Consider the following 18,931-nt stretch of genomic DNA (forward strand, 5'->3'; position numbering starts at 1 on the left):
TCAGAGTTCAATGCTCATGCCGTCAAAGGCGACCTCGATGCCGTGTTCGTTCAGCACGCCGCGCTCGGGTGAGTCTTCGATCAGGATCGGGTTGGTGTTGTTAATGTGGATGAGCACCTTGCGCGGTTTATCCAGCGTATCCAGGTAGGCGATCATGCCTTCTTCCCCGGATTGGGGCAGGTGCCCCATGTGCACGCCCAGCTTGTCACCGACGCCGGCGTGGATCATCTCGTCCTCGCGCCAGAGGGTGCCATCCACCAGCAGACAGTCGGCGTCTTCCATAATCGGGCGCAGATGGTCTTCGATCCGGCCAAGACCCGGTGCATAGAACAGGGAACGCCCGGTGGCGTCATCCTTCAGCAGCATACCGATGTTGTCACCGGGGTGCGGGTCGTTGCGGTGCGGCGAGTACGGCGGTGCGCTGGAGCGCAGCGGTACGGCGGTCAAAGTGATGCCCGGTACTTCGGCAATGGTAAATTCGTTGTAGGTCTCGGTGCTGGGGATCTGGTTCCACGCCAGGCCACCGTTCCAGTGCTCCAGCATGTTGAAGACCGGGAAGCCGGTGCTCAGGTCCTGCTTCACCATGTCGGTGCAGTAGACCTGATGCGGGCAGCCTTCACGCAGCATCAGCAGGCCGGTGGTGTGGTCGATCTGGCTATCCATCAGCACGACCGCCGCAATGCCGGTATCACGTTTGCCCTGCTTGGGCTGCAGGGGCTCGAAGCTTTCCAGCTGAGCGCGGATATCCGGTGAGGCGTTGAACAGGATCCAGTCACGTCCGTTGAGGCTGGCCGCGATGGAGGATTGGGTACGGGCCTTGGCATTGAGGGTGCCGTTGCGCAGGCCTTTGCAGTTGTCGCAGTTGCAGTTCCATTGCGGAAAGCCGCCCCCGGCGGCGGAGCCCAGTATCTGTATTTTCATTATTGTGTGTATCCGCTGGGGTAAAAAAGGATCGGCAAGCAAAAGCGGCCCCGAAGGGCCGCCGTGTGCTCAGCGGTTGGCGAAGTACATGGTGACTTCGAAGCCGATGCGCAGATCAGTGTAGGCAGGTTTGGTCCACATAATGCGTTCCTCGTTTTTGTTATCGATATGTCTTTGTGACACCCTGATAGTAGGCAACCGTGCCACCACTCCAATATGGTACTTTGGAACGAATTCAGGGCTGACTTGGTATAGCAACCAGCGGTATGGCACGCCGCGGCGTACCTACACCTTATACGAAAAAAACGGCCCGGAGGCCGTTAAACGGATTGCTGCAGAGCAATAGACTGCCAGGGTGAAGCAGCCATGATTTGCACATCCATGTGCAGTGCTTCGGAGATAACAGGGCCTGTAAAGGCCCGTGCCTTAGAAGAATCCCAGCGGGTTGATGTCGTAGCTGACCAGCATGTTCTTGGTCTGCTGGTAGTGATCGAGCATCATCTTGTGCGTTTCACGACCCACGCCGGACTTCTTGTAACCACCAAAGGCAGCATGTGCCGGGTATTGGTGGTAGCAGTTGGTCCAGACACGACCGGCCTGAATGCCACGGCCCATGCGGTAGGCGCGGTTCATGTCGCGACTCCAGACACCGGCACCCAGACCAAACTCGGTGTCGTTGGCGATGGCGAGGGCTTCAGCCTCGTCCTTGAAGGTGGTAACGGATACGACCGGTCCAAAGATCTCTTCCTGGAACACGCGCATGCTGTTGTTGCCCTTGAGCAGAGTCGGCTGGATGTAGTAGCCGCGGCCCAGGTCATCGCCCAGCTGCTCCTTGTCACCACCGATCAGCACTTCAGCACCTTCGGCACGGCCGATGTCGAAGTAGCTCATGATCTTGTCGAACTGCTCCTGAGAAGCCTGAGCACCGACCATGGTTTCGGTATCGAGCGGGTTGCCACGCTTGATCTTCTTGATGCGATCAATCACGCGCGCGATGAAATCATCGTAAATGCTTTCCTGCACCAGCAGACGCGACGGACAGGTGCAGACTTCGCCCTGGTTGAAGAACGCCAGTACGGTACCTTCCACACACTTATCGATGAATTCGTCTTCATGGTTCATGACGTCTTCAAAGTAGATGTTGGGTGACTTGCCGCCCAGCTCTACAGTCGACGGAATGATGTTTTCGGCAGCACATTTCAGAATGTGGGAACCCACCGGGGTTGAGCCGGTGAAGGCGATTTTGGCAATGCGCTTGCTGGTCGCCAGAGCCTGACCCGCTTCGGCACCAAAACCGTTAACGATATTCAGCACGCCCGGCGGCAACAGGTCCTGAATGGTTTCCATCAGCTTCAGAATGGACCAGGGAGTTTGCTCAGCAGGCTTCAGTATGATGCAGTTGCCTGCCGCCAGTGCCGGAGCAATTTTCCACGCCGCCATCAGCAGCGGGAAGTTCCAGGGAATGATCTGGCCGACAACACCCAGCGGCTCATGGAAGTGGTAGGCCACGGTGTTTTCGTCGATCTCGCCGATGGAGCCTTCCTGCGCACGGATACAGCCGGCAAAGTAACGGAAGTGGTCGATGGCCAGCGGTACGTCAGCGGCCAGGGTTTCACGCACAGCCTTACCATTGTCCCAGGTTTCGGCCACGGCGATCTGTTCCAGATTTGCTTCCAGACGGTCAGCAATCTTGAGCAGGGTGTTGGAACGTTCCTGCACGGAGGTACGAGCCCAGGCATCCTTGGCTGCGTGAGCAGCGTCCAGTGCCAGTTCGATATCTTCAGCGGTTGAACGGGGGATTTCACAGAAGGCTTCGCCGGTTACCGGTGAAACGTTTTTGAAGTATTCACCTTTCACCGGGGCTTTCCATTCACCGCCGATGAAGTTGCCGTAGCGCGGCTGCAGAGTGACGATGGAATCTGCCTGTCCTGGCTGTGCGTAGATCATATTCTTAGCCTCTTGTTGTTATTCGCATCACGCTCGAAGAGCAGTAACGATTGACGCTTTCAATATTAGCGAACGCTACTGATCTTCGAGTATAGTGCCTTGGCAGTGAGAATATGAGCCTTTGGTACTAGACAGGCCGATTAATTGTCAGATTAGTTCAGCTCCAGCTGGATATGGAACGTGGTGCCCACTTCTGGATCAGAGGTGACAGCCATGTGCCCCCGGTGCTGCTGAGTGATGACATAGAAGGCAAAGGACAAGCGCTTTTCAGGCCCGGATGCAGATGCCATTTCATTCTCGGCATGGTGCGGATAGGGCTCGAACAGGCACATCTGCTCTTCACTGCTGAGGCCCACACCATTGTGTTGAATGCGCAGCGACAGCGAATCATAGCTGCGTGAAGCATAGAGTTTCAGCTTCGGTACAAATCCTTCCCTGTTCTGTGCAACTTTATCACTCAGGGCCGCCAACGAGTAACGAAGAATGCTCAGCAAGGCCTGCTGAAGCTCTGTTATGTAACAGGGGACTTTCGGCAGATCGGTTTCGAAGTGACGCTCGATTTTGACATCACTGAACGGAATCGCATTGGGGAGCGCCAGTACTTCACCCGCCAGATCAACCGAGTGTTCAATGATGTCGATAACATTGGCACTGGCTGGTGCAGTTGTGCGCCCACGCGCAAATTCGAGCAGATTCTGAATCACTGACTCGACTTCTCGCCCGTTTTCGGCTGCGTTCTGCAGCAAGCGGTGAAGGCGTGCGACCTCCTCTTTCTGTTTGCCGCCTTCCTGCAGGAAGCTGGCGGATTCCAGCAGACTGTGGAAGCTGCGCAGATCAAACAGTATCGCCTGCAATGGCTTGTTTATATCGCTGGCCATAGTGGTGGCAAGCTCGCCCATCGACGCCAGTCGATCGTGCTGAATCAGCATGTTTTCGGCAATCACACGGCGGGTAACATCATCCACCATAATCACCACACCCGGCTCGCTGTAGTTTTCAAGCGGATAGACGGTGATATCCATGTAGTAACTGCCCGGCTGGCTGTAGCGCAGCGTCAGGGTTTCGTTCTTCTGCAGCGCCTCTTCAATGTGGCTCGGTTTCAAGGTGATGTCCGGATAGATAGCCCAGAGGTTGCGCCCGATCGCGTTGATCGCCTTGATACCGGAAAGCTTCTCGGCACGCGGGTTCCACTGTGTAATCGTGCCTTCCCGGTCAAGACCGACCAGCACCAGCGGCATGGAGCTGAGAATATTCTGAATATAGGCCTCTGACGCCTGAAGGCGCCCAGTCGTCACTACATGCTCTGACACTTCCTGCTCCAACCGTGCGGTACGCTCTTTCACTCGTTTTTCGAGGTTGGCCTTGATCTCTTCCAGCTCGTGGTTGTAACCACGCGCCCGCCGCCAGACGATAAACAGTACGAGTGCCGCCAGCGTCAGCAGGATGATCAGCACACCGCTGGAAAAGTTGGCAACATATTGCCATTTGGTATTGCCATCCTCATCTCGGAACGGCGCAAATATATCGGCCTGGGCGAAGGTAGCAGGCAGCAAAAGCAACAGAGCTATACAGTATCGAAACATGATGCAAAGGGTATCCGGATGTAAAAAACTGGAAAGACAGGTGACTCAAGGCCCACATTATAATGAATCAGAGTGGCTTCGGGATACACCTGATCTGACCGGCCATGTCATGAACGGTCAGATCGGATCGGATGGCTACCAGGGGCCGACGACGTAACCCAGCTTGTCCGGCAGCCACAGGGCGATACCGGGCACCAGCATCACCAGCAACAGACTGCAGGCCATGGCTGCAATAAAGATCAACGTCCAGCCAATGGTATGCTCCAGCCGAATATTGGCGATCCGAGTGGTGACCATCAGGTTCACCGCGACCGGAGGGGTAAACTGGCCAATGGCAATATTCATCGCCAACAGGATGCCGAACCAGACCGGGTTCCAGCCAAAATGGTTCATCAGCGGCAGTACGATCGGGATCAGGATAAGGTAGATCGACACCGCATCCAACAGCATACCCGCAATCAACACCAGCAGCATGACCAACCCCAGCAGGACCCAGCCGCTTTCCGACAGCGCCAGCAGACCATTGGCCAAGTGCTGGAATGTGCCAAGCGTGGTGCCGGCCCAGGCAAAGATACCCGCCAACGCTATGATCAGCATCACCACACCCGAGGTCACCGCCGCTTCCGTCATCAGATCAAACAACTGGCGAATCCCCAGATTGCGGTAAACCAAACAGCCGACTATGACACCATAGGTGACCGCAACCACAGCCGCCTCGGTCGGTGTGAACAGGCCTGAACGCAAACCACCGAGAATGATTACCGGTGCAAACAGTGCCGGCAAGGCCGCCTTGAGGCTGGGCCAGAATGGCGGGCGCTCGGACTTTTCCGGGTCTTCCCAGCCATACTTGCGGGCCAACAGCAGTGCTGGCACGAGAAGGGAGAGCCCAGCCAGAATGCCGGGAAACAAACCAGCAGCAAACAGTGCACGCAGATCGACGCCAGGCACCACGATGGAGTACAAAATCAAGGCGATGGAGGGCGGGATCAGAATCGCGGTGGATGAAGATGCCGCTATCAGCGACGCCGAAAAGGCCTGAGGATAACCGGCCTTGCGCATGCTGGGCAGCATCACCATCGCCACGGCAGCGGCATCGGCGGGGCCTGAGCCACTCATCCCGCCCATAATCAGACAGACCAGTACGGCGACAACGGCAAGCCCGCCATGGCGAGGCCCGATCACCGACTGGGCAAAACGAACCAGGCTGGCTGCGACCCCTGCCCGCTCAAAAATAAGGCCCGTGAGGATAAACAGTGGAATGGCAATCAGGGGATATTTGGCCACGCTGTTGTAGGTATTGGTTCCCAGAGTCGCCAGCATGTCTGGCGACAGCCCGGCCAGAATACCGACGATGCCTCCCAAGCCCAACGCAATGGCAACTGGCACACCCAGAAGCAGCGCCAGCAGGAAACTGCCGATCAGCAGTAGATCAGGGCTCATGGATCACCTCCTGTGGTTCATTGCCACGCAGGCGATCGATGAGATTCTGCGTCGTGCGCACAACGATGGCTGCTGCCAGCAACGGCAGCCAAGCCACATAAATCCAGTTGGGCAGCCCAAGCCCCGGGGACAGTGATTCCCATTGGTACTCTTCCAGCGCCAGCTTGGCACCGTACCAGCAGGTAACGCCCAGTACGATCACGCCCGCCAGCCACTGCAGCACATACACAACCTTGAGCGCCGGTTTGGGCAGGTGATGTTCAACCAGTTCAATGCGAATGTGCTGATTATGGCGTGCCGCCACCGCTGCACCGGAAAAGGTCAGCAGTACCAGCAAAAAGACCGAAAACTCTTCGGTGAAGGCAAAAGAGGCATCGGTCGCATAACGCACGATTACATTGCCCAGACTGATCAGACAGATCGCGATCAATGACAGGGACGCCAGCCAGGCCTCCGGCCTGAACTTGGGGGGTCGGGTAGACATTATCACTCCACTTCAGACAACAACGCCCGCCGGGGTGGCGGGCGTCTTCATGCAGGTGCCCTATTACTGCGGACGGTTGGCAATGGCTTCCTGCGCCTGCTTGACCAACTCTTCGCCGATACGCGGCGTCCACTTTTCGTATACGGACTGAGTGGCTTCGACAAAGGCTGCGTGCTGTTCAGGGGTCAGGTCGGTCACCTGAACGCCACGCTCCTTGATTTTAGCCAGCGTCTCATCCAGTTCAGCACGGGATTTTTCGATCTCCCATTTGCCGGCATCAATGGCAGCCTGCTTCAGCAGGGCCTGATCTTCCGGGCTGAACTGGCTCCACACACGGTTGCTGACGGCAAATACCAGCGGGTCAGCCATGTAATGCCACTGAGTCAGGTAGGTCTGGCCCACCTGATCAATACGCGCCACATCAAATACAGACAGCGGGTTTTCCTGACCGTCAACCGCACCGGTGGTCAGTGCAGGTTTGGCATCGGCCCAGCTCATCTGAGTCGGGTTGGCACCCAGCGCCGTGAAGGTATCCTGGAACAGCGGCGACCCCACAACACGGACCTTCAGCCCTTCCAGGTCAGACGGCTGCTTGACTTCATGCTTGGAGTTGGACAGTTCACGGAAGCCGTTTTCACCCCATGCCAGCGGAGTAACACCGCGCTTTTCGATCGCTGCAAACACCGCTTTGCCCGCTTCACCCTGAGTGATTGCGTCGATGGCAGCGTAGTCCGGCATCAGGAACGGCAGCGAGAACAGGTTCAGTTCAGGCACCTGCGGTGACCAGTTGATGGTCGAACCAACCGCCATATCAATCAGGCCGGACCGCATGGCTGAGAACTCCTTGGTCTGGTCACCTGAGACCAGCTGGGAGTTGCTGTAGATTTTCATATTGATGCGGCCTTCAGACCGTTCTTTTACCAGCTCGACCCATTTGTCGGCAGCCTGTCCCCAGGGAAAGGCGGAAGGCAGAACGGTAGAGACGGTATACTCAGCCTTGTATTCGGCACTGGCAACAGAGCTGAACAGCAGTGTAGCGGCTGCAGCGGCCATGAATGTGCGACGTTTCAGCATCATGTCTTCCTTTTTTATCTGTTGTTGTATGGCAGCGGCATTATCCTGACCGCTTGCTCCAACCAATTATAAGAGGCTTGTCGACAGCGACGCAAAACAATTACACCCACTACCCTGCCCACAAACGAAAATCCCCGCACAGGGCGGGGATTTAGCGATAACGAAACACAGGATCAGCTGTCAGCCGAGGCTTTGGCTGGTTCCTGATTTTCGTAGATCAGGATCGGTTCGGAGGTGCCGGTGATCACACCTTCGTCGATCACTACCTTGGCAACATTATCCATCGACGGCAGCTGATACATGATATCCAGCAGAGTCGCCTCCAGAATGGAACGCAGACCACGGGCCCCGGTCCGACGCTCCAGCGCCTTTTCGGCGACCGCTTTCAATGCGTCTTCACGGAAGTCCACATCGACCCCTTCCATCTCGAACAGGGCCTGGTACTGCTTGACCAGACTGTTCTTGGGCTCGGTGAGAATCTGAATCAGTGCCTCTTCATCCAGCTCGGACAACGTGGCAATCATCGGCAGACGCCCCACAAACTCGGGAATCAGACCAAACTTGACCAAATCTTCCGCTTCGACATCGTGCAGTGCTTCGCTCAGACGGCTGTCGTCCTTGCTCTTCACCACGGCACTGAAGCCGATGGAGCTGCGCTCACTGCGGTCACGGATAATTTTTTCCAGACCGGCGAAAGCACCACCACAGATGAACAGGATATTGGACGTGTCCACCTGCAGGAACTCCTGCTGAGGATGCTTGCGTCCACCCTGAGGAGGAACGGAAGCGACCGTACCCTCAATCAGTTTCAGCAGCGCCTGCTGTACCCCTTCACCGGACACATCACGCGTGATGGAGGGGTTATCAGATTTGCGTGAGATTTTGTCGATCTCATCGATGTACACAATACCCAACTGGGCCTTTTCGACATCATAGTCACACTTCTGCAGCAGCTTCTGGATGATGTTCTCGACATCTTCACCCACATAGCCCGCTTCAGTCAGCGTGGTGGCATCCGCAATGGTAAAGGGTACATTAAGCAGGCGCGCCATGGTTTCAGCCAGCAGGGTCTTGCCGCTGCCGGTGGGACCGATCAGCAGAATGTTGCTCTTGCCAAGCTCCACTTCACCCTTTTTCTGGAACCGCAGACGCTTGTAGTGGTTGTATACCGCAACCGCCAGCACTTTCTTGGCGCGCTCCTGCCCGATTACGTAATCGTCCAGGGTTGCCTTGATCTCGGCCGGAGTCGGCAGGGTATCACTGGGCTCCTGCTCTTCCGAATCCTGAATCTCTTCGCGGATGATATCGTTGCAGAGATCAACACACTCGTCACAGATAAAGACAGAGGGACCTGCGATCAATTTGCGCACTTCATCCTGGCTTTTGCCGCAGAAGGAACAGAACAGCTTACTGCCCTCTCCCCCCTTGCCGGTCGTCTCGTCTGCCATCTTCTTACCTCAAAAAAACCATTTACACTTGTTATGCGCCCGAGGCGGCCGAATTTCAACCCGGCCGCGACTACAAAGGGTTATTCGCTTTCGATACGGCGCTCAAGTACGGAGTCGATCAGCCCGTATTCAGCAGCCGTTTTCGGATCCATGAAATTGTCACGATCCGTGTCACGCGCAATCGTCTCGAAATCCTGCCCTGTATGGTGAGCCAGCAGGCGATTCAATTTTTCGCGAATTGACAGAATTTCACGGGTATGGATCTCAATATCGGTCGCCTGGCCCTGATAGCCACCCAGCGGCTGATGAATCATTACACGCGCATTCGGCAGCGCAAAGCGCTTGCCCGGCTCACCTGCCGCCAGCAGGAAAGCGCCCATGCTGGCCGCCTGGCCAATACACATGGTGCTGACGTTGGGCTTGATGAACTGCATGGTATCGTAGATTGCCATGCCCGCCGTAACCGAGCCACCCGGTGAGTTGATATACAGGTGGATGTCCTTGTCCGGATTTTCGGCTTCAAGGAACAGCAACTGGGCGACAATCAGGTTGGCCATATGGTCTTCGACCTGACCCACCAGAAAAATGACCCGTTCTTTGAGCAGACGGGAGTAGATATCGTAGGCGCGCTCGCCTCGTGAGCTCTGCTCCACCACCATCGGAACAAGTCCGGAATTGGTGATTTCGGTGGAACGCCCGGAATAGATATCTGCCATGCAAGAATTCTCCTTACCCTGATAAGCGAAAAAACGACAGTCAGCCAGGCCAACTGTCGTTTCCTTTACGGCTTACGCCCTGACCGGCTGTTCCGGATCAGGCTTCGGTCTCTTCAGCTTGCTGCTGAGCAGGCTTGATAGCCTCCTCGTATGCAACCGCTTTTTCAGTGACTGTAGCAGAAGCCAGCAGATGATCAACTACCTGATCTTCCAGTACCAGGCTCTTGATCTGGTTCAGGATCTGGTCGTTGCTGTAGTACCAGTCGATAACCTGCTGCGGTTCCTGGTAGGTTTCAGCCATCTCTTCAACGGTTTCGCGCACACGCTGCTCATCCGCTTTCATGTCGTTGGCCTTGACCACTTCCTGAACCAACAGGCCTACGCTTACACGGCGCTGAGCCTGAGCTTCGAACATTTCTTTCGGCAACATGTTCGGGTCGATGTTGGCATCCTGACCACCGAACTGCTGAATTGCCTGACGACGCAGGTTGTCAATTTCGCTGTCGATCAGGGCTGCAGGCACCTCAATCTCATTGGCCTTGAGCAGCTCAGTGAAGACCTGATCTTTCAGCTTCATTTTCAGAGCGTGCTTGAGTTCACGCTCCATGTTCTTGCGCACTTCAACCTTGAAGCCATCCAGTTCTTTCTCTTCGATGCCAAAGCGAGAGAAGAACTCTTCGTTCAGTTCAGGCAGTTCCTGAGCGGAAACGCTCTGTACCTTGGTCTTGAAAACAGCCGCTTTACCTTTCAGGTTTTCAGCGTGGTAGTCTTCCGGGAAGGTGATTTCCAGATCGAACTCTTCACCCGCCTTCTTGCCTTCCAGACCGGCTTCAAAGCCAGGAATCATGGAGCCGGAACCCAGCACAAGGCTGTGACCCTCTGCCTTGCCGCCTTCGAATGCTTCGCCATCGATGAAGCCTTCAAAGTCGATCTTGACCTGGTCGCCTTCAGCCGCAGCGCGATCCACTTCGGTCCAGTTTGCCTGCTGCTTGCGCAGGGTATCGATCATCTGATCCATGTCGGCATCAGTGATTTCGGCAGTCTGCTGTTCCAGCTCAACGCCGGACAGATCTTTCAGTTCAATCTCCGGGTACACTTCAAAGGTAGCCACGTACTGAAGGTCTTCACCTTCTTTGTCGTTCTTGAACTCGATGTTGGGACCACCCGCCGGCTGCAGTTTTTCCTGCTCAACAGCGGTATAGAAGCTTTCCTGAACGACCTGACCCAATACGTCCTGACGGATCGCGCTGCCGAACATGCGCTTGATCACCTTGGGCGGAACCTTGCCCGGACGGAAACCATCCAGACGGCGAGTGCGCGCCTGCTGAGCAACCAGCTTGTCTACGTCCTGGTCAATGCGTGCAGCCGGGACAGTTACGGTCATCTGACGCTCGAGGCCGGAAGTCGTTTCAACAGAAACTTGCATGGAGATCCTCACAAATAGTTTGCAGCATGATGTTGCGACCTGCAGGCTCGCCCTCCGTAATATTCATCCCGTTGATTCAGGGATCAATATGCGGCTGATGACGACCGACCAGCAGAGCCAAAATTCTAAAGCGCGAAATTTTCTTCCAACTGCCGCCATTAGTCAAGCAAAAGCCCAACAGCAGTAAAATGAAAAAGAATGTATTAATGAAGGCAAAGCCTTGAGAATCATAAAGATAGAGGGGAGGCATAACAGAATATCAGGGCACACTGGGGTGGACGATGGGGCTCGAACCCACGACCACCGGAATCACAATCCGGGGCTCTACCAACTGAGCTACGCCCACCATATAGTGTGTTGCCTGTGTGGTGCGGACGGAGAGACTCGAACTCTCACACCTTGCGGCACTGGAACCTAAATCCAGCGTGTCTACCAATTCCACCACGTCCGCCAACTTTTCAGCCAGCGGCTGAAGCTTCCAAGGTAATGGGGTGGACGATGGGGCTCGAACCCACGACCACCGGAATCACAATCCGGGGCTCTACCAACTGAGCTACGCCCACCATAACCTTGTATACTCAACCTTTTAGACGACCTTAACCAGCATGCTGGCGCGCCCGGCAGGGCTCGAACCTGCAACCTACGGCTTAGAAGGCCGTTGCTCTATCCGATTGAGCTACGAGCGCATAATACGCCGCCTCGTCTTGAGTATCTACCCCGTCTCGAGGAGGTGCGTATCCTAAGGCAGTGCCTCGGCAAGGTCAACACCCGGATTCAATATTTTTCAGCAGAAACAACACTCTGTATCAGTACCACCAAAAGAAAAGTGCATTGGCCCTGCAGGCCCAAAGATGAGAAAATCAGCAGTATTGTTCATTTCCCACTTATATATGCAGCTTAAAGGAACATTCTCCAGCCATGAGCGCCCGCATTATTGATGGCAAGCAAATCGCTGCCGAGGTCAGACAGAAAGTACGCGCAGGTATTCAGGCCCGCCTGGAACAGGGTAAACGCGCACCCTGCCTCGCCGTGATTCTGGTCGGCAGCGACCCCGCTTCCCAGGTTTACGTTCGCAATAAGAAAAATGCCTGCGAAGAGGTCGGCATTACCTCACGCGCCTATGATCTGCCGGCTGAAACCGGTCGTGAAGAGCTGCTGGAGCTTATTAGCACACTCAACGATGACAAAAATGTGGATGGCATTCTGGTCCAGTTGCCTCTGCCGCGTCATCTTGATGCCACCGAAGTTTTGGAGCAGATTCGCCCGGACAAGGACGTGGACGGCTTCCATGCCTTCAACCTTGGCCGCCTGGCCCAGCGCATACCGGTTCTTCGCCCCTGTACTCCCAAAGGCGTTATGACACTACTGGAGTCCACCGGCATCGACTTGCATGGCCAGGAAGCCGTCATCGTCGGCGCCTCCAATATTGTTGGCCGTCCAATGACGCTTGAGTTGCTGCTTGCAGGCTGTACCACTACAACCACGCACCGCTTTACCCGCGACCTTGAAGCCCATGTCCGCCGCGCCGATATTGTTGTGGTTGGCGTTGGCATCCCCGGACTCGTGAAGGGCGAATGGATCAAGCCCGGCGCGGTTGTGATCGATGTCGGCATTAACCGGCTGGATGACGGCCGCCTGGTTGGAGACGTTGAATTCGCACCCGCTGCCGAACGTGCAGGCTGGATCACTCCTGTGCCAGGTGGTGTAGGACCAATGACCGTTGCCAGTCTTATGGAAAATACGCTCGAAGCATCTGCCATGCTCGAAGGCTAGTGGAGATGGGTGTCGATCACGGATAATATCGACACCCAAAAACACCTGTTTTAACAGCAAAAATCTGCTAGTTTTATCGACAGGCGTTGCAGGAATATTGCAGGATGCAAATGGACAAGGACACCCTCCCCAAGCAAAACAGTACTCCCTTTCAGTACCGGCTGCGCCAGCTCGGCCTCCCGGTTGCGATTTTCATCGTCGGCACAGTGCTGAGCGTTAGCCTGGCCAAACACGAGGCAAACCGACAGCGACTGGAGCTGGAAGACCGTTTCAAGGCAACCGTGCAGCAAACCACCCGCGTGCTACAGGAGAAGGTTGATCGTTTTACGCTGTTGATGAAAGCGGGCCGCGGACTGGTGCTGAACCATCCTGATACCCCCACCCTGCAGTTGAATCGACGCTGGCACCAGATGTTTGACTCCTACGAGATGCGCTACTCCGATTTCGGAATCATTGGACTCTCCTACACCCGCTACATTGCACCGGATGAGCGCCAGGCTTTTGTTGATCGTTTTAATCAAGACAGCCCGCGTAAATTGACAATTTTTCCACCGCCAGCCCCCAACCAGCCCAGCTTTCTGGTCATGCACTTGACGCCGGCTGCCGTGGAAAGCCGCATGCTTGGATATGATATCTATAATGGTGATTCACGGCGCAAAGCCGCTTTACAGGCTATGACCAGCGGTACAATGAGCGCCACCCAGCCCCTGTCATTGCTGCCAACCGATATCAACTCTCTGGATTACCTTCTACTACTGCCCGTGCAGACCAATGCAGCTTTTCTGGGCTGGGTAACACTCGGTTTCAGCATGAGTCAGCTAGTGCAGGAAAGCCTGAACGACCTGACCAACCCACTGCGCATTCAGCTGATAGATCCTCGACAAGGCAGTCAGTCAATCAGCTATGACTCCCACCCTGAACTGGGTCAGCCCGAACCAAGTTTGCAACACGCCGCAAGCCTGACACTGGCGGGACAAGAGATCCACCTTCAGATCAGCCCCCTCGACCCCGACCTGCACCGAGAGGCATCCAGCCAGTACCACGACCCAACGCTGATATCAGGCTTGTCATTGACCCTTTTAGTCGCCTCATTGCTGCTGTTTTTTATTCAGGCACGACATCAGGCTCTGCGCCTGAGCAACCACATGGCCGCCCGCGCAGACGAGATGTATAAGCGCTACAGAACACTATTCACACAATCGCCCGAAGCAATCGTGGTACATATCAACGGAGTTGTTGAGCTGGCCAACGAGCATGCCGCTGCTCTGTTCGGCTGCAACTCACCGGATAAATTAGTACAACTCAGTATCGATACCTTGGTACACCCCGACAGCCTGAGTTTTGTTCGTGATCGTGGTGCCGCACTGGAACGTGGCGAAGCCCTGAAACCCGCTGAACAAAAACTGATGCGGCTGGACGGCTCCACTTTTGAAGCCGAGGTCTCGAGTACAATGATCCAGTATCGCGGCAAACAGGCCATTCAGGTGATGTTTCGTGACATAACTTCGGATAAGGCGCAGCGTCAGGAGTCACGAATTGCCCAAGCGGTATTTCGTCACAGTCATGACGCCATCATGGTCACGGACGGGCGCGGCAGAATCGAGCTGGTAAATGCGGCCTTCCAGAAGCTGACGGGGTACGCTCCGGCCGCCATGACAGGTCGCAACGTTTCAGTACTCAATTCCGGCCACCACGACAGCTCGTTTTTCCATCGCATGTGGATGGCCTTGATCAATACTGGCGAATGGAGCGGTGATATTGTCAATCGCACCCGCGAAGGACGACTCTATATCCAGGAGACCAACATTACCGCTGTAAAGGACGAACAACAGCAAACCCAGCATTATGTTTGCTTGATGCGAGATGTAACTGAACAAAGACGTGGCCTTGATTACACCCAGCTGCAGGCACTAAAGGAACAACTGGCTCAGACACACGGCCTAAGCCAGTAAGGAAGGGATGGCAGGCACCCCCCCCAGGAACCTCAACTACCTGCCAACAATCAGCCTTCGCGATACCAGCTTGTGCCGTCACGACTGTCTTTCAGGACAACACCCTTCTCAGCCAGCAGATCCCGGATACGATCGCTTTCGGCAAAATCCTTGTCCTTGCGCGCTTGAGCTCGCTGCTCGATAAAGGCTTCAATCTCTTCCGCCGACAGATCACCCTCACCGGCCTCCCCCTGCAGAAACTGATCCGGCTCCTGTTGCAACAGACCGATCATACCGGCCAATTGCTTCAACTGAGCAGCCAGCTGGGGCGCTACAGGATCATTATCACGCGCAGCCTTGTTCAGTTCGCTGGCAATTTCAAACAGCACCGCCAATGCGCGCGGGGTATTGAAATCATCATCCATGGCTTCAACAAAGCGCTGCTCATAATCATTCTGCAGCGTCGTCTCCTGCGCCAGCTCAGGCACCGCCTTCAGTGCCTGATAGAAACGTTCAAGCGCACTGTGCGCCTCCCGCAACCCATCTTCCGAGTAATCGATATAGCTGCGGTAGTGCACACTTGAGAGGAAGTAGCGAACCACTTCAGGATTGTAGTGCTTGAGCACCTCACGAATGGTGAAGAAGTTGCCCAGCGACTTGGACATCTTCTCCTGTCCCATGCGAACAGGCCCTGCGTGCATCCAGTAATTGACGTAGGTGCAGCCATTGGCCGCCTCAGACTGAGCGATTTCATTTTCGTGATGCGGAAACGGCAGATCTGGGCCGCCACCGTGAATATCAAAGGTCTTGCCCAAGCAGCATTTGGACATGGCCGAACACTCAATGTGCCAGCCGGGGCGGCCCTGACCCCAGGGGGAAGACCAGCTAACTTCACCAGGCTTGGCTGCCTTCCACAGAACGAAATCAAGTGGGCTTTCCTTGGCTTCTTCCACCTCCACACGGGCACCCGAGCGCAGGTCTTCCAATACTTTATTGGTCAGACGGCCGTAGGTTTCAAACCGTTCGACCCGATAGTAGACATCGCCATTAGCTGCCGCATAGGCATAGCCCTTCTCGATCAGGGTCGACACCATATCGATAATATCGCCGATATGCGCCGTGGCACGGGGCTCCTGATCGGGACGCAACACAAACAGCCGCGCCTCGTCCTCATGCATCGCCACAATCATGCGTTCGGTCAACGCATCAACAGACTCACTGTTCTCAGCTGCACGGCGGATGATTTTGTCATCCACGTCGGTGATATTGCGCACATAGGTCACGTCCCAGCCACGGGCACGCAGATAACGCGTAATCAGGTCGAAGGCAACCATTACCCGAGCATGACCGATATGACAGTAGTCGTACACGGTCACACCGCACACATACATGCGGATCTTGCCGGGCTCAATAGGAGTAAAGGCTGTCTTGCTGTTGGTCAGAGTGTTATAGATTTGAAGCATTACTATCCGCCAGACCTGAAATGAGTTGAAAGCGCAAAAACGGGATTATAGCGTGAAAGCGGCCTGTGATCATGGCAATGATACGGTACCCAACCAGGCCTGACCCAGCAGGCTGCTCTCACGGGTCAGGAGAAGGCCATCTTGGGTCCAGACAACAGCCTCCCATTGCCCTGCAGGTGTAAGACTGTGATATTGAGCCCCCTCCCAGTCCGGAAGGTTATCTTTGACAGGCACCGTCCAGACAAAGGCTCGCGAACTGATTCGCCCCTTGGTATAGCCCAGCAACACCAGGCGCTGCCGCCGGGGATCGTAGTCCGCAGCCGTAATCAAACCACCGACCGGGTAACGCCCCACGGGTTCAACGACCTGGCGTGACGCCCCTGCCGGATCGACCTGATATACTCGGGTATGCTGATCCTGCCAGTTCTTGCTGAACACCCATACCTTGCCGTTGACCACGGCGGCGGCTTCACAGTCGTTGTTATGAGCATAGGCACCCGCTGACTTGCCGGCATCGGCAAAGCGGAATTCCAGCAGCCGCGAGAGAACTTCGTTACCAGCCGAGGCCTGCAGCAGTGACTGCCAACGTATCGAGTAGATCTGCATCCACTCCCGCCGCCCCAGATTGTTACCGCAATCCAGCACATGTAGCCAATCGGCATCATACGCCATCTCTTCCCAGTCAAAGTTCAGCGCATCCCGTACACGCAGGGTTGAAAGCACTTCACCAGACATCAGGTCAAGGCGGTACAGTTGAGGCTTATCACCGCTGTCATTATGGGTCCATAGCTGACCCTGATGTTGAGAAAGACCCGATGACTCTATCACCTCCAACGGCAACACGGCTCGCCGCTCTACCGTCAGTGAATCGATCGGCCCCGCAACAGGGTGACTGGCACAGCTGGTCAGCAACACTACACTGAGCAGTGCTGCCAACGAGCCGACACGCATCCTTGCCTGCATAATCACATCACTTCGCCTGAATTTTGGCCCAGGAGTCTCGCAAGGTGACCGTGCGGTTGAAGATCAGATGCTGTTCACTGGAGTCAGGATCAACGCAGAAATAGCCATTACGTTCGAACTGGTAGCGACTTTCAGCCACTGCATGTTTGAGTCCGATCTCAGCACGAGCATTGACCATAACCTTGAGCGACTCGGGATTGAGGAACTCATGGAAGTCACGATTCTTGTCCGCATCGGGGTTGGCCTCGGTGAACAGGCGGTCATACAGACGCACCTCACACGCTACAGAGTTATCAGCCGACACCCAGTGAATCACGCCATTAGGCTTGTAACCAGTAGGGTTTTCACCCTTGGTAGCCGCATCATAGCTGCAGATCAGCTCTACCACTTCACCCTGCTCGTTCTTGATCACCTCGTTACAGGTAATCACATAGGCCCCACGCAGGCGCACGGCATCACCCGGCGCAAGACGCTTCCACTTTTTCGGTTTTTCCTCAGCAAAGTCTTCACGCTCAATCAGCAGATTGCGGGTAAACGGCACCTTGCGCAGCCCCATGGACTCATCCTTGGGATGCGCCGGCAATTCAAACCACTCCTGCTCACCCTCGGCAAGATTGCTGATGGTAACCTTTATCGGATCGATAACGCACATGGCCCGGGGTGCATTGGCATCCAGATCGTCACGGATAGCCGCTTCCAGCATTCCCATATCAACCGTGCCGTTGGAACGCGTTACACCGATCATGTCGCAGAAATTGCGGATTGAAGCTGGTGTAAAGCCACGGCGACGCATACCGGAGATGGTCGGCATACGCGGGTCGTTCCAGCCATTAACGTGCCCTTCGTCAACCAGCAGCTTAAGCTTGCGCTTGCTGGTGATGGTGTAGTTCAGGTTGAGACGGGCAAATTCATACTGACGCGGCTTGACCGGGACCGGCAGATTCTCAATGAACCAGTCATACAGTGGGCGATGATCTTCAAATTCCAGTGTGCAGATGGAATGCGTAACGCCTTCAATCGCATCGGACTGACCGTGAGCGAAGTCATAGGAGGGGTAGATACACCACTTGTCACCGGACTGATGATGATGAGCGTGGCGAACGCGGTAGATCACCGGGTCGCGCATGTTCATATTGGGTGCAGCCATATCGATTTTGGCACGCAGGGCACACTCACCCTCCGAGAAATCACCGTTGCGCATCTTTTCGAACAGGGCCAGGTTCTCTTCTATGCTGCGCTCACGGTAGGGACTGTTTTTGCCAGGCTCAGTCAAGGTGCCACGGAACTCACGCATTTCATGGGCGCTAAGGCTGTCCACATAGGCCTTGCCTTCATTGATCAAATGGATCGCCCAAGCATACAGCTGCTCGAAATAGTCAGAGGTGTAACGCACCTCACCGCTCCATTCAAACCCGAGCCAGCGCACATCTTCGATAATGGAATCGATGTACTCCTGACTTTCCTTCTCGGGATTGGTGTCGTCGAAACGCAGCTGGCACTGACCATTGAAGCGCAGTGCCGTGCCAAAGTTCAGGCAGATCGACTTGGCATGACCAATGTGAAGATAGCCATTGGGCTCAGGCGGGAATCGAGTCACCACTTGCCCATCGTTCAGGCCTTTGCTGAGATCATCTTCAATAATTTGGTGGATAAAGTTATTCGGCTTGGGACTGTCGTTTCTGGTCATATCCATGTCTTGTCGAAGCTGAAAAGGCCGGCCGATTGCCGGAACTGAAGCCGATCATTATAACCGCAGATCAGC

At 55.3% G+C, this 18,931-nt stretch carries 16 protein-coding genes and 4 tRNA genes; 3 read left to right on the plus strand and 17 right to left on the minus strand.

All coding sequences use genetic code 11. From position 1 onward, the window contains the following. The 10 genes from pqqB to tig form a co-directional block, all read right to left on the minus strand. Complete coding sequence (pqqB, locus tag CFI10_RS10215) at positions 1–921, minus strand: pyrroloquinoline quinone biosynthesis protein PqqB (RefSeq protein ID WP_206834337.1); 921 nt, start codon at positions 919–921, stop codon at positions 1–3. A gap of 69 nt (positions 922–990) precedes the next feature. Beyond that, entirely contained in the window at positions 991–1,062 is a 72-nt protein-coding gene (gene pqqA / locus CFI10_RS10220; protein ID WP_003243383.1) for a pyrroloquinoline quinone precursor peptide PqqA, read from the minus strand. Between the two features lie 285 nt (positions 1,063–1,347). Beyond that, positions 1,348–2,868 carry an acetaldehyde dehydrogenase ExaC gene (gene exaC, locus CFI10_RS10225; protein WP_091822944.1) on the minus strand — a complete coding sequence of 507 codons (1,521 nt, stop codon included), beginning with the start codon at positions 2,866–2,868 and terminating at the stop codon, positions 1,348–1,350. 152 nt (positions 2,869–3,020) lie between these two features. Then, the gene (locus CFI10_RS10230; RefSeq protein WP_206834338.1) at positions 3,021–4,451 is read right to left on the minus strand and encodes a two-component system sensor histidine kinase NtrB; all 1,431 of its coding nucleotides are present in this window, start codon (positions 4,449–4,451) and stop codon (positions 3,021–3,023) included. A gap of 135 nt (positions 4,452–4,586) precedes the next feature. Continuing rightward, positions 4,587–5,891, minus strand: coding sequence for a TRAP transporter large permease (locus CFI10_RS10235; RefSeq protein WP_091822950.1), 1,305 nt, complete (start codon positions 5,889–5,891; stop codon positions 4,587–4,589). Next, entirely contained in the window at positions 5,881–6,375 is a 495-nt protein-coding gene (locus tag CFI10_RS10240; protein ID WP_206834339.1) for a TRAP transporter small permease, read from the minus strand. Before CFI10_RS10240 ends, CFI10_RS10235 begins: the two co-directional genes overlap by 11 nt. Before the next feature lie 63 nt (positions 6,376–6,438). After that, positions 6,439–7,449, minus strand: coding sequence for a DctP family TRAP transporter solute-binding subunit (locus CFI10_RS10245; protein ID WP_425270448.1), 1,011 nt, complete (start codon positions 7,447–7,449; stop codon positions 6,439–6,441). 173 nt (positions 7,450–7,622) lie between these two features. Further along, positions 7,623–8,897, minus strand: a complete 1,275-nt coding sequence (gene clpX, locus CFI10_RS10250; RefSeq protein ID WP_206834341.1) for an ATP-dependent protease ATP-binding subunit ClpX — start codon at positions 8,895–8,897, stop codon at positions 7,623–7,625. 80 nt (positions 8,898–8,977) lie between these two features. After that, positions 8,978–9,613, minus strand: coding sequence for an ATP-dependent Clp endopeptidase proteolytic subunit ClpP (clpP, locus tag CFI10_RS10255; protein WP_091822961.1), 636 nt, complete (start codon positions 9,611–9,613; stop codon positions 8,978–8,980). Positions 9,614–9,710: 97 nt separating this feature from the next. Further along, positions 9,711–11,039 (minus strand): trigger factor, encoded by a 1,329-nt coding sequence (tig, locus tag CFI10_RS10260; RefSeq protein WP_091822964.1) that lies wholly within the window; start codon positions 11,037–11,039, stop codon positions 9,711–9,713. On the opposite strand from tig, the gene CFI10_RS10265 reads away from it, so the two are divergent. Further along, positions 11,038–11,226, plus strand: a complete 189-nt coding sequence (locus CFI10_RS10265) for a hypothetical protein (RefSeq protein WP_091822967.1) — start codon at positions 11,038–11,040, stop codon at positions 11,224–11,226. The two genes, tig and CFI10_RS10265, sit on opposite strands and share 2 nt — an antisense overlap. An 83-nt stretch (positions 11,227–11,309) precedes the next feature. On the opposite strand, the gene CFI10_RS10270 is transcribed toward CFI10_RS10265, so the two are convergent. From CFI10_RS10270 to CFI10_RS10285, 4 genes are all read right to left on the minus strand, one after another. Beyond that, positions 11,310–11,385 (minus strand) — tRNA-His (locus CFI10_RS10270). A 20-nt stretch (positions 11,386–11,405) separates the two neighbouring features. Further along, positions 11,406–11,490: transfer RNA gene (locus CFI10_RS10275), tRNA-Leu, on the minus strand. Between the two features lie 36 nt (positions 11,491–11,526). Beyond that, positions 11,527–11,602 (minus strand) — tRNA-His (locus CFI10_RS10280). Positions 11,603–11,648: 46 nt separating this feature from the next. Continuing rightward, positions 11,649–11,725, minus strand: a tRNA-Arg gene (locus CFI10_RS10285). Positions 11,726–11,957: 232 nt separating this feature from the next. On the opposite strand from CFI10_RS10285, the gene folD reads away from it, so the two are divergent. Together folD and CFI10_RS10295 are read left to right on the plus strand one after the other, a co-directional pair. After that, the gene (gene folD, locus CFI10_RS10290) at positions 11,958–12,812 is read left to right on the plus strand and encodes a bifunctional methylenetetrahydrofolate dehydrogenase/methenyltetrahydrofolate cyclohydrolase FolD (RefSeq protein WP_091823026.1); all 855 of its coding nucleotides are present in this window, start codon (positions 11,958–11,960) and stop codon (positions 12,810–12,812) included. Positions 12,813–12,916: 104 nt separating this feature from the next. Further along, entirely contained in the window at positions 12,917–14,764 is a 1,848-nt protein-coding gene (locus CFI10_RS10295) for a CHASE domain-containing protein (RefSeq protein ID WP_206834343.1), read from the plus strand. Positions 14,765–14,814: 50 nt separating this feature from the next. Here the strand turns inward: CFI10_RS10295 and cysS are convergent, their stop codons facing one another. From cysS to CFI10_RS10310, 3 genes are all read right to left on the minus strand, one after another. Continuing rightward, on the minus strand, positions 14,815–16,206 hold the full coding sequence (gene cysS / locus CFI10_RS10300) for a cysteine--tRNA ligase (RefSeq protein WP_206834345.1): 1,392 nt from the start codon (positions 16,204–16,206) through the stop codon (positions 14,815–14,817). A gap of 69 nt (positions 16,207–16,275) precedes the next feature. After that, a complete protein-coding gene (locus CFI10_RS10305; protein WP_206834347.1) occupies positions 16,276–17,169 on the minus strand; it encodes a hypothetical protein in 894 nt (297 codons plus the stop codon). A gap of 7 nt (positions 17,170–17,176) precedes the next feature. After that, on the minus strand, positions 17,177–18,856 hold the full coding sequence (locus CFI10_RS10310; protein WP_206834349.1) for a glutamine--tRNA ligase/YqeY domain fusion protein: 1,680 nt from the start codon (positions 18,854–18,856) through the stop codon (positions 17,177–17,179). Positions 18,857–18,931: the final 75 nt, after the last annotated feature.

The organism is Marinobacterium iners (genome assembly GCF_017310015.1).
GTDB lineage: Bacteria > Pseudomonadota > Gammaproteobacteria > Pseudomonadales > Balneatricaceae > Marinobacterium > Marinobacterium iners.